This is a genomic window from Ferrovibrio sp. GW821-FHT12B10 (assembly GCF_058807515.1).
On record NZ_JBXAQT010000001.1, the window covers coordinates 2,899,532 to 2,914,027 of the forward strand.

At 63.7% G+C, this 14,496-nt stretch carries 15 protein-coding genes; 12 read left to right on the forward strand and 3 right to left on the reverse strand.

Features of this window, described 5'->3' with window-relative positions; all coding sequences use genetic code 11:
- Positions 1 to 25: 25 nt before the first annotated feature.
- A complete protein-coding gene (locus tag AC1RRT_RS14570; protein WP_493014533.1) occupies positions 26 to 1,231 on the forward strand; it encodes an acyl-CoA dehydrogenase family protein in 1,206 nt (401 codons plus the stop codon).
- A 3-nt stretch (positions 1,232 to 1,234) separates the two neighbouring features.
- On the opposite strand, the gene AC1RRT_RS14575 is transcribed toward AC1RRT_RS14570, so the two are convergent.
- On the reverse strand, positions 1,235 to 2,644 hold the full coding sequence (locus AC1RRT_RS14575) for an amidase (RefSeq protein WP_493014534.1): 1,410 nt from the start codon (positions 2,642 to 2,644) through the stop codon (positions 1,235 to 1,237).
- A gap of 180 nt (positions 2,645 to 2,824) precedes the next feature.
- Between AC1RRT_RS14575 and AC1RRT_RS14580 the strand changes: the two genes are divergently transcribed.
- The 9 genes from AC1RRT_RS14580 to AC1RRT_RS14620 all read left to right on the forward strand — a co-directional run bounded on the left by AC1RRT_RS14580 (position 2,825) and on the right by AC1RRT_RS14620 (position 11,151).
- Entirely contained in the window at positions 2,825 to 4,000 is a 1,176-nt protein-coding gene (locus AC1RRT_RS14580) for an ABC transporter substrate-binding protein (protein WP_493014535.1), read from the forward strand.
- 89 nt (positions 4,001 to 4,089) lie between these two features.
- Positions 4,090 to 4,950, forward strand: coding sequence for a branched-chain amino acid ABC transporter permease (locus AC1RRT_RS14585; protein WP_493014536.1), 861 nt, complete (start codon positions 4,090 to 4,092; stop codon positions 4,948 to 4,950).
- Between the two features lie 10 nt (positions 4,951 to 4,960).
- Positions 4,961 to 5,983: a branched-chain amino acid ABC transporter permease gene (locus AC1RRT_RS14590; RefSeq protein WP_493014537.1), complete on the forward strand. Its 1,023-nt coding sequence runs from the start codon at positions 4,961 to 4,963 to the stop codon at positions 5,981 to 5,983.
- A complete protein-coding gene (locus tag AC1RRT_RS14595; RefSeq protein ID WP_493014538.1) occupies positions 5,980 to 6,735 on the forward strand; it encodes an ABC transporter ATP-binding protein in 756 nt (251 codons plus the stop codon). The genes AC1RRT_RS14590 and AC1RRT_RS14595 overlap by 4 nt, the downstream gene beginning before the upstream one ends.
- Positions 6,728 to 7,441, forward strand: a complete 714-nt coding sequence (locus tag AC1RRT_RS14600; RefSeq protein WP_493014539.1) for an ABC transporter ATP-binding protein — start codon at positions 6,728 to 6,730, stop codon at positions 7,439 to 7,441. Before AC1RRT_RS14595 ends, AC1RRT_RS14600 begins: the two co-directional genes overlap by 8 nt.
- A gap of 30 nt (positions 7,442 to 7,471) precedes the next feature.
- On the forward strand, positions 7,472 to 8,581 hold the full coding sequence (locus tag AC1RRT_RS14605) for a 5-methyltetrahydropteroyltriglutamate--homocysteine S-methyltransferase (RefSeq protein ID WP_493014540.1): 1,110 nt from the start codon (positions 7,472 to 7,474) through the stop codon (positions 8,579 to 8,581).
- A 125-nt stretch (positions 8,582 to 8,706) separates the two neighbouring features.
- Entirely contained in the window at positions 8,707 to 9,549 is an 843-nt protein-coding gene (locus AC1RRT_RS14610) for an amidohydrolase family protein (RefSeq protein WP_493014541.1), read from the forward strand.
- 1 nt (position 9,550) lies between these two features.
- On the forward strand, positions 9,551 to 9,955 hold the full coding sequence (locus AC1RRT_RS14615) for a hypothetical protein (RefSeq protein WP_493014542.1): 405 nt from the start codon (positions 9,551 to 9,553) through the stop codon (positions 9,953 to 9,955).
- A complete protein-coding gene (locus tag AC1RRT_RS14620; protein ID WP_493014543.1) occupies positions 9,952 to 11,151 on the forward strand; it encodes a cytochrome-c peroxidase in 1,200 nt (399 codons plus the stop codon). Before AC1RRT_RS14615 ends, AC1RRT_RS14620 begins: the two co-directional genes overlap by 4 nt.
- A gap of 6 nt (positions 11,152 to 11,157) precedes the next feature.
- Here the strand turns inward: AC1RRT_RS14620 and AC1RRT_RS14625 are convergent, their stop codons facing one another.
- Both AC1RRT_RS14625 and rpsU read right to left on the reverse strand, forming a co-directional pair.
- Positions 11,158 to 12,789: a sensor histidine kinase gene (locus tag AC1RRT_RS14625; RefSeq protein WP_493014544.1), complete on the reverse strand. Its 1,632-nt coding sequence runs from the start codon at positions 12,787 to 12,789 to the stop codon at positions 11,158 to 11,160.
- A 119-nt stretch (positions 12,790 to 12,908) separates the two neighbouring features.
- Complete coding sequence (rpsU, locus tag AC1RRT_RS14630; protein ID WP_492971429.1) at positions 12,909 to 13,115, reverse strand: 30S ribosomal protein S21; 207 nt, start codon at positions 13,113 to 13,115, stop codon at positions 12,909 to 12,911.
- A gap of 204 nt (positions 13,116 to 13,319) precedes the next feature.
- On the opposite strand from rpsU, the gene def reads away from it, so the two are divergent.
- Complete coding sequence (def, locus tag AC1RRT_RS14635) at positions 13,320 to 13,853, forward strand: peptide deformylase (RefSeq protein ID WP_493014545.1); 534 nt, start codon at positions 13,320 to 13,322, stop codon at positions 13,851 to 13,853.
- Positions 13,850 to 14,488, forward strand: coding sequence for a COQ9 family protein (locus AC1RRT_RS14640; protein ID WP_493014546.1), 639 nt, complete (start codon positions 13,850 to 13,852; stop codon positions 14,486 to 14,488). The genes def and AC1RRT_RS14640 overlap by 4 nt, the downstream gene beginning before the upstream one ends.
- Positions 14,489 to 14,496: the final 8 nt, after the last annotated feature.

Below are 14,496 nucleotides of genomic sequence, written 5' to 3' on the forward strand. Positions count from 1 at the left end.
AAGACGACCTTAGGGAGGCAATCACATGGACCTGAATTTCACCGCCGAGGAGCTGGCCTTCCGCGACGAGGTCCGCGACTTCATCAAGAAGCATTACGATGCCGAGATGCAGGCGGCGATGGCGCGCACCCGCACCGGCTATATCGCCAAGCATCTGCATATCCGCTGGCAGAAGGCGCTGAACGAGAAGGGCTGGCTCGCGCCGAACTGGCCGGTCGAGCATGGCGGTCCGGGCTGGACGCCGACCCAGCGCTATATCTACGAGCAGGAGATGAGCACGGCCGGCGCGCCAATTACTGTGCCCTTTGGCCCGCGCATGCTGGCGCCGGTGATCATGAAATTCGGCACCGAGGCGCAGAAGAAGAAGTATCTGCCCGACATCATCGCCAGCAACACCTGGTGGTGCCAGGGATACTCCGAGCCGGGTGCCGGTTCCGATCTTGCCGGCCTGCAGATGAAGGCTGAGGACAAGGGCGATCATTTCCTCTGCAACGGCAGCAAGATCTGGACCTCGGAAGCCCAGCATGCCGACATGATCTTCTGCCTGGTGCGCACCGCCCAGACCAAGAAGCCGCAGGAAGGCATCTCCTTCCTGCTGATCGACATGAAGTCGCCCGGTGTCACCATCACGCCGATTGTGACCATCGACGAATCTTCGCCCGGCATGCAGGAGGTCAACCAGGTCTTCTTCGACGATGTGAAGGTGCCGAAGGAGAATCTGGTCGGTGAACTGAATCAGGGCTGGACCTGCGCCAAGTACCTGCTGGAATTCGAGCGCGGCAATGCCTATTCGGGCCATCTGAAGCGGCACCTGTCGCATCTGCGCAAGATCGCCAAGGCCGAGCAGAAATTCGGCCAACCGCTGGTCGCCGATCCAGATTTCGCCGCCAAGCTGGCCGATGCGGAAATGGGGATCATGGCCATGGAGATGCTGGAGCTGCGCGTGCTGGGCGGCACCAAGAGCGGCCAGAATCTCGGCGCGGCCTCGTCCATGCTGAAGACCCGCGGCACCGAGTTGCAGCAACTGGTCAGCGATCTGTCGGCCGAGGCGATCGGCTATTATGCCGCACCCTATACGCCGCTGATCGAAGGTTCGAACGAACCGACAATCGGGCCGGACTATGCTGACGGTGTGGCCGCGCGCTATCTGAATATGCGCAAGGTCACGATCTACGCCGGCTCGAACGAGATTCAGCGCAACATCATGTCGAAGCTGATCCTCGGCCTGTAAGACTTACGGGAATAGGGGCGGCCAGCGCCGGGTTTCCGGTGCGGCCGCCTCATAACGCAGCCCGATCTCCAGCAGCATCGCATCGCTGCCGAAACCGCCGATCAGCTGGAAGCCGATGGGCAGTCCGGCTGCATCCGGCTGTCCCGGCATGCCGATGCCCGGCAGGCCGGCGAGATTGACCCAGCCCGTATAGATCGCATGACCGCGCGGCCCGGCTTCCAGCCCGGCGATGCGGTCGGGATAGACGGTGGTCTTCGGCCAGGGCTGTGCCGCGGCCGCGGGCGTCAGGATCGCATCGTAATCCCTGAAGAAAGTAACCATCTGGCGGCGCAGGTCGGTGCCGGCATTCAGCGCGGCCAGATAGGCACTGCCGGTGATGCCTTTGCCGGTTTCATACATGGGCAGCAGACTCGGTGTGATGCGGTCCGGCCCGCCCATGCGGTCGACCGCCATGGCAAGGCCAGCCGGCATCAGCGTCGCCATCGTTGCCGTCACCGCGTCGATGTCGAACGGAAGCGCGCCGATGGATATCTGGCAACCGATCTCGCGCAGGCGATCTGCAACCTGGTCGACGCTGCGCAGGACCGCGGGCTCGACCGGATGGCTGCCGAAGCGCGGGATGTAAAGGATGCGCGGATGATCCGGCGCGGCCTGCGGCGGCATGCCGGCATAGGGCAGGGAGTGACGGTCGCGCGCATCGGGTTCGGACAGCAGCGAGAGCGTGACGGCAACGTCGCTGACGCTGCGGCCGAACAGACCAATCACTTCCATGTCGTAATAGCTTTCCGGGAAGCCGCCACAGCGCGGGATACGGCCAGTGCCGGGCTTGAAGCCAATAAGCCCCGTATGACCGGCCGGTCTCCGTGTCGAGCCGCCGCCATCGGTGCCCAGAGCGATGGGGCCAAGGCCTGCCGCGACTGCCGATACCGCGCCGCCACTGGAGCCGCCGGGCGTGAGGTCTGGATTCCAGGGATTGCCAGTGGGGCCGAACAGCAGGTTGTCAGTGTAACCCTGCACCGTGAATTCCGGCAGGTTGGTCTTGCCCAGCAGCACCGCGCCGGCGGCGCGCAGGCGCGCGACCGGCAACTCGTCTTCCATCGGCATATTGCTTTCCAGCAGGCGGCTACCCCAGGTGGCCGGCATGCCACCGACCAGCAGGCTGTCTTTCACCGAAGCCGGCACGCCGTCGAGCGGGCTCAGGGCCTTGCCATCGCGATAGCGCGTGGCGCTGGCCTCGGCGGCCTGCATGGCGCCGTCGGCATCGACATGCACGAAGGCGTTCAACTGCGGATTGACCGCCGCGATGCGGTCAAGCAACGTCGTGGTGACATCCACCGGCGAAAGCTGACCGGCTTTGTAGGCGGCATGGAGATCGGCGGCGCTGAGCTGCCAGACGGGTGTATGTATCGGCATCGGCTTTCTCAATAGCGGGGCTGAAGGTAAAGGGGCGGCTCCGTTCGCTCTCAGTCAAGTCTACCTAGATTCCCCTTGCATCTTTTATCGGTTCCGCCAAAGTCCAAAACAAGTGTTGGATAGGTGCACTCGCGTGCGAATAGCGAACCGCGCCCATAAAAATAACACCGGAGGAAACACATGAATCGCAGACATCTTCTTGCCGCTATGGCGGTGACCGCCATGAGCCTTGTCGTTTCGACGGGCGCCTATGCACAACAGACTGTCAAGATCGGCCTGATCCTGCCGATGACGGGTCCCTTCGCCTCCACCGGCCGCCAGATCGAAGGCATGGCCAAGCTGTACATGCAGCAGCATGGCAACACGGTGGCCGGCAAAAAGATCGAGCTGATCGTCAAGGACGATACCGGCACCGCCGACGTCACCAAGCGCATCGCGCAGGAGCTGGTGGTCAGCGAGAAGGTGAATGTGCTGGCCGGCTTTGGTCTCACGCCACTGGCGCTGGCCACTGCGCCAATCGCCACCCAGGCGAAAGTGCCGACCATCGTGATGGCGGCGGCCACCTCGATCATCACCGAGCAGTCACCCTATATCGTGCGCACCGGCTTCACCCTGGCGCAGGTGACGGCGCCGCTGGCCGACTGGGCGCCGAAGAACGGCATCAAGAAGGTCGTCACCCTGGTGTCTGATTACGGGCCGGGTATCGATGCCGAGAAGGCCTTCAAGGAGACCTTCACCAAGAATGGCGGCGAAGTGCTGGCCGAGCTGCGCGTGCCGCTGCAGAACCCGGAATTCGCGCCCTTCCTGCAGCGCGCCAAGGATGCCAAGCCGGATGCATTGTTTGTCTTCGTGCCATCGGGCGCCGGCTCGGCGGTGATGAAGCAGTTCGCCGATCGCGACTTCGCCAAGGACGGTATCAAACTGATCGCCACTGGCGACGTGCTGGATGACGACATCCTGAACGGCATGGGCGACACGGCGCTGGGCGTGGTGTCCACGCATCATTACTCGGCGGCGCATAACTCGCCCAAGAACAAGGCGCTGGTGGATGCCTTCAAGAAGGCGACCGGCATGCGGGCCAACTTCCATGGCCTCGGCGGCTGGGACGGCATGCATATGATCTACGAAGCCCTGAAGAAGACCAACGGCGATGCCGATGGCACCAAGCTTCTGGAGGCCATGAAGGGCATGAAGTGGACCAGTCCGCGCGGCCCGATCTCGATCGATCCGGAAACCCGTGACATCGTCCAGAATGTCTATGTCCGCAAAGTGGAGAAGGTGAATGGCGAGCTTTACAATGTCGAATTCGCCACCGTCGAAGCGGTCAAGGACCCGGTCAAAGCCGCCAAGAAGTAACGCAGTCATCGTGTAATATGGCGGCCGGCGGCTCATCACCGCCGGCCGTTCTGCGAAAGAGACGCCTATTTTTTGCGAAAGAAACGCCTGTGCTGACCATCCTGTTCGACGGTTTCGCCTATGGCATGGTGCTGTTTGTCCTGGCCTGCGGCCTGTCGGTCACGCTCGGCTTGATGAATTTCATTAACCTGGCGCATGGCGCTTTCGCGATGGCCGGCGGCTATCTCACCGTCGTGCTGATGAACCGTTACGGGGTCTCCTTCTTTTGGTGTCTCCCTGCCGGGTTTCTGTTTTCGGCGGCGCTTGGTGCGCTGCTGGAGCGCACGCTCTATGTGCGGCTCTATACCAAGAGTCATCTCGACCAGGTACTGTTCTCCATCGGCCTGGTCTTCATGGCCATTTCGGCCGTCGACTATTTCATGGGGGCACAGCAGCAGCTGATCAGCCTGCCGCCGATCCTGCGTGGCCGCGTCGAGGTGCTGGGCATCAGCGTCGGCGTCTACCGGCTGTTTGTCATCGCGATCTGCCTGGTACTGGCGGTGACATTGCAGCTGATCCTGAGCAAGACCCGCTTCGGCAGCCAGTTGCGCGCTGCCGTGGACGATACCCGCGTCGCGCAGGGGCTGGGCATCAATGTCAGTTTCATCTTCACGCTCACCTTTGCTTTTGGTTCTGGCCTTGCCGGCCTTGGCGGCGTGTTGGGTGCGGAGATCCTGGGTATGGATCCCGGTTTTCCGGTTAAGTTCATGATCTACTTCCTGGTGGTGATCAGCGTCGGCGGCACCACCACACTGACCGGGCCATTCCTCGCCTCCATCCTGCTCGGCATCGCCGATGTGGCAGGCAAGTATTACGTGCCGACGGTGGGCAGCTTCATCATCTACACGATCATGGTGCTGGTGCTGATCGTGCGGCCACAAGGCCTGTTCGGCCGTGCCCATGTCCGCTGAGAGCCGCCCGATGTCCGCCCTGCTGTCATACTTCCGGCCCGACACGTCGACCGCCAGGGGCGCGCTGCTGGCGCCGACGCGCTGGCGTCCGCTCGAGATCGCCTTCTGGCTTTTTGCACTCGCCCTGCTGTGGCTGGCGCCGACCAAGGTCCTGCTTCTGAACGAAATCGCCATTCTGGCGCTGTTTGCCGTCTCGCTCGACCTCATCCTGGGCTATGCCGGCATCGTCTCGCTCGGCCATGCGGCCTTCTTCGGTCTGGGCGCCTATACAGCCGGCCTGTTGGCCAAGCACGGCTTCCAGGACCCGCTCGGCGGGCTGCTGATTTCGGGCGTTGTCGCCGGCCTGCTCGGTTTCGTCACCAGCTTCCTGGTGCTGCGCGGCAGCGACCTGACCCGCCTGATGGTGACGCTGGGCGTGGCGTTGATCCTGCGCGAACTGGCCAATAAATACGGCGCCATCACCGGCGGCGCCGATGGCCTCACCGGCGTTGTCATGGGTCCGGTGCTGGGCCTGTTCGAATTCGACATCTTCGGCAAGGTGGCCTATGGCTACAGCCTCGCTGTGCTGTTCATCCTGTTCTACGTGGCGCGGCGGCTGGTCAATGCGCCCTTCGGCCTGCTGCTGCGCGCGATCAAGGGTAACGCGCTGCGCACCGGTGCCATGGGCGTGCCAGCGAATCGTCGGCTGGTGACGATCTACACCATTGCCGCCGTCTATGCCGGCATCGCCGGTGCGCTGCTGGCGCAGACCACCCAGTTCGTCTCGCTCGACGTGCTGGATTTCCACCGCTCTGCTGATGTGCTGCTGGTTCTGGTGCTCGGGGGCAGCGGCAGCCTCTGGGGCGCCATCATCGGCGCTGTTGCCTTCAAGATCATGTATGACTTTCTGGCCGCCATCACGCCGCAATACTGGCAGTTCTGGATCGGCCTGGTGCTGGTCGGCGTCGTGCTGTTCGGCCGCGGCGGCATCACCGGCTTTGCCCGCATGGTGCGCGAGTGGATCTCCCATCGCCTGAAAGGCGGTGCACGATGAGCATCGTTCTTGAAACCCAGGCTTTGCGGAAGAGCTTCGGTGGGCTGATCGCCACCAATGACGTGACGTTCAAATTGCCCACCGGCGCGCGCCATGCACTGATCGGGCCGAACGGCGCGGGGAAGACCACCTTCGTCAACCTGCTGACCGGCGTGCTGCAGCCGACCTCGGGTCGCATCCTGCTGCAGGGGCGGGACATCACTGACCTGGCGGCCCATAAGCGCGTCAAGCTCGGCTTGGCCCGCACTTTCCAGATCAACCAGCTGTTCGCCGATCTCACGCCGCTGCAGACCATCGTGCTGGCGATCGCCCAGCGCGAGGACGCCGCCACCGGTTGGTGGCGCCCGGTCGGCCTGCGCCGCGATCTGGTCGATGAGGCCGAGGCGCTGTTGTTGCAGCTTGGCCTGGGCGATGTGCGCGACCGCCGCACGGCCGAGATCGCCTATGGCAAGCAGCGCCTGCTGGAAATCGCCGTGGCGCTGGCCGCCAAGCCGGCGGTACTGCTGCTGGACGAACCCGCCGCCGGCGTGCCGGAAACCGAACGGCATCAGATCCTGGACGTGATCGCGGCACTGCCCGAGAGCGTGACCCTGGTGCTGATCGAGCATGACATGCAGCTGGTCTTCCGCTTCGCCAAAACCATTTCGGTGCTGGTTAATGGCGGGCTGTTCGTCGAAGGTCCGGCGGCCGAGATCGCCCGCGACCCGCGCGTGAAGAAAGTCTATCTCGGCGAGGAGGTGGTCGATGTCTGAGCTCCTCACCGTCGAGAACCTGTGCGCCGGCTATGGCGAGGCCATCGTGCTGGATGGCGTCAGCTTCACGTTGCCGGCCGGACAGTCGCTGGCGCTGCTGGGCCGCAATGGTGCGGGCAAAACCACACTGATCAACACGCTGATCGGCGCCACGCGCTATCGCGGCGGCAGGATCGGTTTGGCCGGACAGGACATCACGGGGCTTCGTTCCGATCGCCGCGCCGTGGCCGGCATCGGCTGGGTGCCGCAGGAGCGCAACATCTTCAAGTCGCTCACGGTCGAGGAAAACCTCAGTGCCGTGGCGCGCCCCGGCCCCTGGGGCATGGCCCGGGTCTTCGAGATGTTTCCGCGTCTGGCCGAACGCCGCCGCAACCTGGGCAACCAGTTGTCGGGTGGCGAACAGCAGATGCTGGCTGTCGGCCGGGCGCTGATGCTGAATCCCAAGCTGATCCTGCTGGACGAGCCGCTGGAAGGCCTGGCCCCGATCATCGTGGAGGAGCTGCTGGCCGCCCTGGCCCGCATCACCCGAGACGAGGGCCTGTCGGCGATTATTGTCGAACAGAATGCCAGGAAACTGCTGGCGATTACCGACCGGGTGGTGGTGCTGGAGCGTGGCCGTATCGTGCATGCCGCCGACAGTGCCGACCTGCGCGCCGATCCGTCGAAACTGGATGTCTGGCTGGCCGTTTCCGATAACACCCATTAGTATCCGTATAAAAGTAAGGGAGAGAAACCGATGCAACGCCAGAAGCCGCCGTTCCGTGCCGACCATGTCGGCAGCCTGCTGCGCCCGCAGGAGCTGAAAGAGGCCCGCGCCCAGCGCAAGGATGGCAAGATCAGCGCCGAGCAGCTGAAAGCCGTCGAGGACAAGGCCATCGAGGCCGTGATCAAGAAGCAGCAGGATGTCGGCCTGCAGAGCATCACTGACGGCGAATTCCGCCGCAGCTGGTGGCATTTCGATTTTCTCGGCGGCCTGGATGGTGTGGAGTATTACACGCATGCCGAACAAGGCATCCAGTTCTCCGGTGTGCAGACCCGCGCCGAGGGCGTGAAGGTCACCGGCAAGATCGGCTATTCCGGTCACCCTATGGTCGATCATTTCAAATTCCTCAAGGCGCATACCAAGGCGACGCCGAAGATGACTATTCCGTCGCCCAGCGTGCTGCATTTCCGCAGCGGCCGGAATGCCATCCCGAAGGATGTCTATCCGGACTTGGACGATTTCTTCCGCGACCTGGGCCAGGCTTACAAGAAGGCCGTGCAGGATTTTGCGGCTGCCGGTTGCCGTTATTTGCAGCTCGATGAGACCAATCTGGCCTATCTCTGCGATCCCGATCAGGTCGAGCTGTCGCGCCAGCGCGGCGACGATCCGGCCAGCCTGCCGACCAAATATGCCGAGATGATCAATATGGCGATCGCCGACCGCCCGTCGGACATGCAGATCACCATGCATCTGTGCCGCGGCAATTTCCGCTCCACCTTCATCTCCAAGGGCGGTTACGAGCCGGTGGCCGAGGTGCTGCTCGACAAGATCAAGGTCGACGGCTACTTCATGGAATATGACAACGAGCGCTCGGGCGGCTTCGAGCCGTTGCGCTACCTGCCCAAGGGCAGCAAGCAGGTCATCCTCGGTCTGGTCACGTCCAAGACCGGTCAACTCGAGACCAAGGACAACATCCGGAAGCGCCTGGAGCAGGCAACCAAGTTCGCAGCCCTGGACCAGCTCTGCCTCAGTCCGCAATGCGGCTTCGCCAGCACGGAGGAGGGCAATGTGCTGGCCGAGGACGAACAGTGGGCCAAGCTGCGCATGATCGTCGAGCTGGCCGACGAGGTCTGGGGCAAGTAAACCGACCTCAATGGCGTCACGAATCAGGCGGCTCCGCAGTAACCTGCGGGGCCGCTGGCGTTTTTGTGACGGTGCCCGGGATATAAAACTGGCGTAAACTGGTCGCCGCAACCGGAGCCCGCCCCATGATTCGTCCGAGCCTTTTCGCCATCGCCCTGGCCGCAGTCGTCGCCCAGACCCAGCCGACGCAGGCGCAGCCGGCCCAGATGCCGCTGATCGATGCCCATGTGCATTACAGCCACGATGCCTGGACGGGAGTGCCCACCGATGAGGCCATCGCCATCCTGAAGCGCGCGGGCTTGCGCAAGGTGCTGGTCTCCAGCTCCAGCGACGAGGGCACCCAGCGGCTCTACCAGGCGGCGCCCGACCTGATCGTGCCGGAGCTGCGGCCCTATCGCCGCCGCGGCGAGATCAGCACCTGGTTCCGCGACGACGCCATCATCACCCATATGGAAGAGCGGCTGGCGAAATACCGCTATGTCGGGATCGGCGAATTCCATCTCTACGGCGCCGACGCCGATCTGCCGGTGCCGCGCCGCATGGTGCAGCTCGCCAAGCAGCACAAGCTATTCCTGCATGCCCACAGCGACGTGGATGCGGTTGAGCGGCTGTTCAAGCAGGACCCGGATGCCCTGGTTCTATGGGCTCATTCCGGCTTCGATCGGCCCGATACGGTGCGCGACCTGCTGAAGCGTTACCCCAATCTCTGGGCTGACCTTGCTTTCCGCAACGACCATGCTTCCAGCGGCAAGGTGGATGCCGGCTGGCGGGCCGTCTTCGAGGCCTTCCCCGACCGCTTCATGGTCGGCACCGATACCTTCACGCCCGAGCGTTGGCACTATATCGAAGAGCATGCGAAATGGTCACGCGGCTGGCTGGCCGATCTGCCGGCGCCGCTGGCGGAAAAGATCGCGTATCGCAACGCCGAGGCACTGTTCGCCCGCACTGGCTTCAGGCAGGAGCGGTAAAGTGAAGGCTGTTGCCGCCCTGGCTGGTCTGCTGCTTGCAGGGGCTGCCGCGCCGGCGCTGGCCTGCGCGGACATTCCGGTCAGCGCGCGCATTGTCGAAGGGCCGCATTTCAAGCTGATCGTGCAGTCCGACCCGGTGCCGATCCCGCTGAATGCTCCATTCGCCCTGGATATCCTGATCTGCGATGGGCGCATGGCCGAACTGCCGCGGCTGACCCATGTCGATGCCACGATGCCGGCGCATCGGCATGGCATGAATTACCAGGCCAAGATCGCCAAGCGCGACTGGGGCGTCTATCGCGCCGAAGGCCTGCTGCTGCATATGCCTGGCGAATGGGAGTTCAGCTTTGAATTCGCCGGCGCAGACCGTTCGGAACGGCTGACCTTCCGCTACGACGCGAAATGACACGGTTCTTCGTCGTTGTCTGTTTGCTGCTGGTCTGCGGTACGGCGACAGCGTCCGATGTACCCGCCTTTGATACCGCGCAGGTCGGCCGCATTCAGAGCCATGGCCCCTGGCCGCCGGCGCCTCAGCCTGATCGCACCAATCGCCTGTCCGGCAGCGCGGCAGCCATCCGGCTCGGGGCCGTGCTGTTTGGCGAACCGCGCCTGTCGGCGCGTGGCGACATTGCCTGCCAGACCTGTCATCAGCCTGAGAAAGGCTGGGGCGACGGGCGGGCGCAGAGTCTGGGTGTGCAACTGCTCGACCGCAATGCGCCCAGCCTGTTGAACGCGCGGCTGCAGCGCTGGCACGGCTGGGACGGCGCCAGCGACAGCCTCTGGGCGGCCGCCATCCGCCCCATCCTGGCGCCTGAGGAAATGGGTGGATCGGTCGCAGCCACGACACGGCTGCTGCGCGAGGACAAGCCGCTCACCTGCCTGGCGCGCAGCGTGCAGTCCGATGCGATGGCGCTGGATGACGAGTCGCTGTTCGTGATGGCGGCGAAGGCGATGGCGGCTTTCCAGGAAACACTGATTTCGCCACGTACGCCGTTTGATGACTTCCATGATGCGCTGGCCGCCGATGATCGTGCGGCAATGGCGCGCTATCCGGCGGCGGCGCAGCGCGGGCTGGCGCTGTTCATCGGACGTGGACAATGCGCCACCTGCCATGTCGGCCCGAATTTCACCAATGGCGAGTTCCATGATACCGGTCTGCCGTTCTTTGTCGGCAGCGGTGCGTCGAAGCGCGTTGATCCTGGCCGGCATCAGGGCATCGCCCGGCTGAAGGACAACCGTTTCAGCCTCCTTGGGCCGTATAACGATGATCCCGATGGTCCGGCCACCGTGCCGGTGCGGCACTTGGCCCAGTTCCATCGCAACTGGGGTGAATTCAAGGTGCCGGGCCTGCGCAGCCTCTCTGCCACCGCGCCCTACATGCATAACGGCAGCAAGGCCGAGCTGCGCGATGTGGTAGCGCATTATTCCGATCTGGATGAAGACCGCCTGCATGCCGATGGCGAGGCGATCCTGAAACCACTGAAGCTGAAAGCGGGAGAGGCCGATGACCTGCTGGCTTTCCTGCTGTCGCTCTCGGTACCCGACGATACGGCGGTGCGTTACGAGACACTGCGGCGCGAGGCCCGCGCCGCCTGCCCGTAAAGCCGGTCAGACTATTTTCGGTTCAGGTTTTGCCAGGTCGTGGCGGCGCAGCGGCAAGCTGATGGTGGCGACCGTGCCGCGGCCCAGCTCGGACTGCAGTTCCAGGTGACCGCCATGCAGCTCGGCCAGCGACTTCACCAGCGGCAGGCCCAGACCGGTGCCCTGATGCTCGCGCGTCAGCACGCCGCGCACCTGTCCAAAGGGCGCTAGCGCCTTCGGGATATCCTGCGGTGCCATGCCGGCGCCGGTATCGTGAATGGCAATCTGGATGAACTGATCTTTCAGCTGCACCGAAATCCAGGCCTTGCCGCTCTCGGGCGTGAACTTGATCGAGTTGCTCAGCAGGTTCAGCAGCATCTGTCGTATCATGCGCTCGTCGGCATGCAGGGGCGGCAGGCCGTCGGGCATATCGGCGCTGATCTCGACGCCGGCACGCTCGGCTTGCAGCCGCATCATTTCCAGGCTGTCGCTCACCACATGCAGGATGTTCAGCGACTCGATATGCGGTTCCATGCGGCCGGCTTCGACCTTGGCAAGATCGAGAACATCGTTGATGAGCTGCAGCAGGTGACCGCCGGACTTGTGGATGTCGTCTACATATTCGCGCTGCTTGGGCGTCATCTCGCCGAAATAGCCGGCCAGCAGTGATTCTGAAAAGCCGATGATTGCATTCAGCGGCGTGCGGAATTCATGGCTCATATTGGCCAGGAAGGCGCTCTTGGCGCGATTGGCTACCTCGGCCATTTCCTTGGCCTGCAGCAGTTCTCGCTCGGTCGCCTCGCGTTCGGCGATATAGCGTGTCAGCGCTACCGTGCGTTCGTCGACACGGGCTTCCAGCGTATCGGCCAGTTCGCGCAACTGGTCCTGCACGCGGCGCGGCTCGGTGACATCGGAATAGCTAGTGACGAAGCCGATGCCGGGGATCGGCGTGCCGATTACCTCGATCACGCGGCCATTAGGGCGGGTGCGCTGGAAACGGTGCGCATTCATCTGGCGCGCACGTTCGACGCGCTGTCGCACGATATCTTCGATGTCGCCGCCACCGTATTCGCCACGCTCGGCGTTGCGGCGTATGTAGGCTTCAAAGGGCGTGCCTGGCTCACCCAGTTCGGGTGGCAGGTCGAACATCTTCAAAAACAGGCTGTTGCAGACCAGCAGGCGCAGGTCCATGTCGAACAGCGTGATGCCATGGCTGATATTGGCGACCACGACATCCAGCAGCTGGTTGCCGCGATAGGGGCTGGCGATCCGTGTGGCTGCTGCGAGCGCGGCGTGTTTGCGTGCAGTGATGTCGGTATGGATGGTCATCCAGCCGCCCTCGGGCAGCGGGGTGCCGCGGATTTCCAGCACGGTGCCATCGGGCCTGATGCGTTCGAAATGATGCGGCTGGAACTGGCCGACCATGGTGATGCGCTCGCGCACCTGCTCGTCAACATTGCCCGGGCCGTATTCGCCGCGCTCGGCGTTGTAGCGGAACTGGGTCTCCAGCGCCGTGCCGGGTGTGCCCAGATGGTCGGGCAGATCGAGGATTTCGAGATAGCGGCGATTGCAGGCGACGAGTTTCAGCGCCCGATCGAAAATGCCTATGCCTTGGTCTAGCTGGTTCAGACCCTGCAGGAGCAGCACATTCTGGGACACGCCGCCGGGCTCCGCTGTTATCGCTGCCTCAGTCTAGGCGAATTCGCCGCAGGAAACTGCCATGAAAAAAGCCGCCCTGGCAGGCGGCTTCGTTCATCACGGCATCGTGCGACTGATTCTTAGACCGAGCCTTCACGCTGGGCGCGCTTGCGGGCCAGCTTGCGGGCGCGACGGATCGCCTCGGCCTTTTCACGGGCGCGGCGCTCGGACGGCTTCTCGTAGTGACCGCGCAGCTTCATCTCGCGGAAAATGCCTTCACGCTGCATCTTCTTCTTCAGCGCCTTGAGGGCCTGATCGACATTGTTGTCGCGAACCAGAACTTGCACGTCGGTCCCATCCTTCGGGTTGGCAATAGAAATGCTGTTGCGGGGCAGGACCCCGGCAGGTGGCGGGTTCTAACACGGTGTCAGGGCTTTGTGAAGCGGCTTTGTGGGTCAGGAACGGTGATTCGGGTGGGCTGGTAACTCATTGACGCTAAAAGGCGATCTGGCGGCCTTGGCCGACCCCTCCGGCTGGCTTAGGCTCGGGCCGTGGCTATTCTGAAGATCGCAAAGATGGGACATCCGGTTCTGGCGCGTCCCGCCGACTCGGTTCCCGACCCCACGGCTCCGGAAATCCGGCAGCTGATCGAGGATATGGTCGATACCATGATCGACGCGCCCGGACAGGGGCTGGCGGCCCCGCAGGTGCATGTGCCGCTGCGGGTCGCCGTGTTCCTTACCCCGGACGAGGGTGACGGGAAGCGCGAACTGGTCACGCTGGTCAATCCGCGCTGGGAGCCGTTGGGCCAGGAGCAGGACATGGCCTGGGAGGGTTGCCTCTCGGTGCCCGGTCTGCGTGGGCTGGTGCCGCGCTATACCCGCATCCGCTACGAGGGCACCCTGCCGGACGGGCAGACGCTGTCGCGCGAGGTGGATGGCTGGCATGCCCGGGTGGTGCAGCATGAGCTGGACCATCTCGACGGCATCCTGTATCCGCAACGCATGGCCGATCTGAAGGATCTGGTTTACGAGAGTGAGCTGCGGCACCGCGCCAGTCTGCGGCCAGAGGAGCAGGAAGAATGAGCGACACGGATCATCTGCTCGATGACAAACGCGCCCTGCTTGAGGCGCTGCTGCCCCATGTACCTTTCGATGGCTGGTCGGCCAAGGCGCTGGCCCAGGCGGCGCAGGACAGCGGCCGCGACGCGGGGCTGGTCGTGCGCGCCTTCCCGGGCGGCGCTACCGAGGCGCTGGACTTCTGGGTGGCCGAGACCGACCGCGCCATGCTGCGCGCCCTGGAAAGCCGTGACCTGGCGGCGATGAAAATCCGCGAGCGGGTGAAGACGGCGGTGCTGGTGCGGCTGGAGCTGGTGGCTGGCCATCGCGAGGCGGTGCGGCGTGCACTCACGCTGGAAGCGCTGCCGCAGCAGGGACCGAAGGCGCTGGGGCAGCTTTACCGCACGGTGGATGCGATCTGGTATGCCGCCGGCGACACCGCGACCGACTTCAATTTCTACACCAAGCGCATGCTGCTGGGCGGCGTTTATGCCGCGACGCTGCTGTACTGGCTGGACGACAAGTCGGAAGGGTTTGCGGCAACCGCCGCCTTCCTGGATCGTCGCTTAAGCGATGTCATGAAGATCCAGCAGGCCAAAAGCAAATTGGGCAAGCTGTTTGACCGCTTGCCCAATCCGTTCCGCCATCCGCGACGGGTATAGTTTTTAAA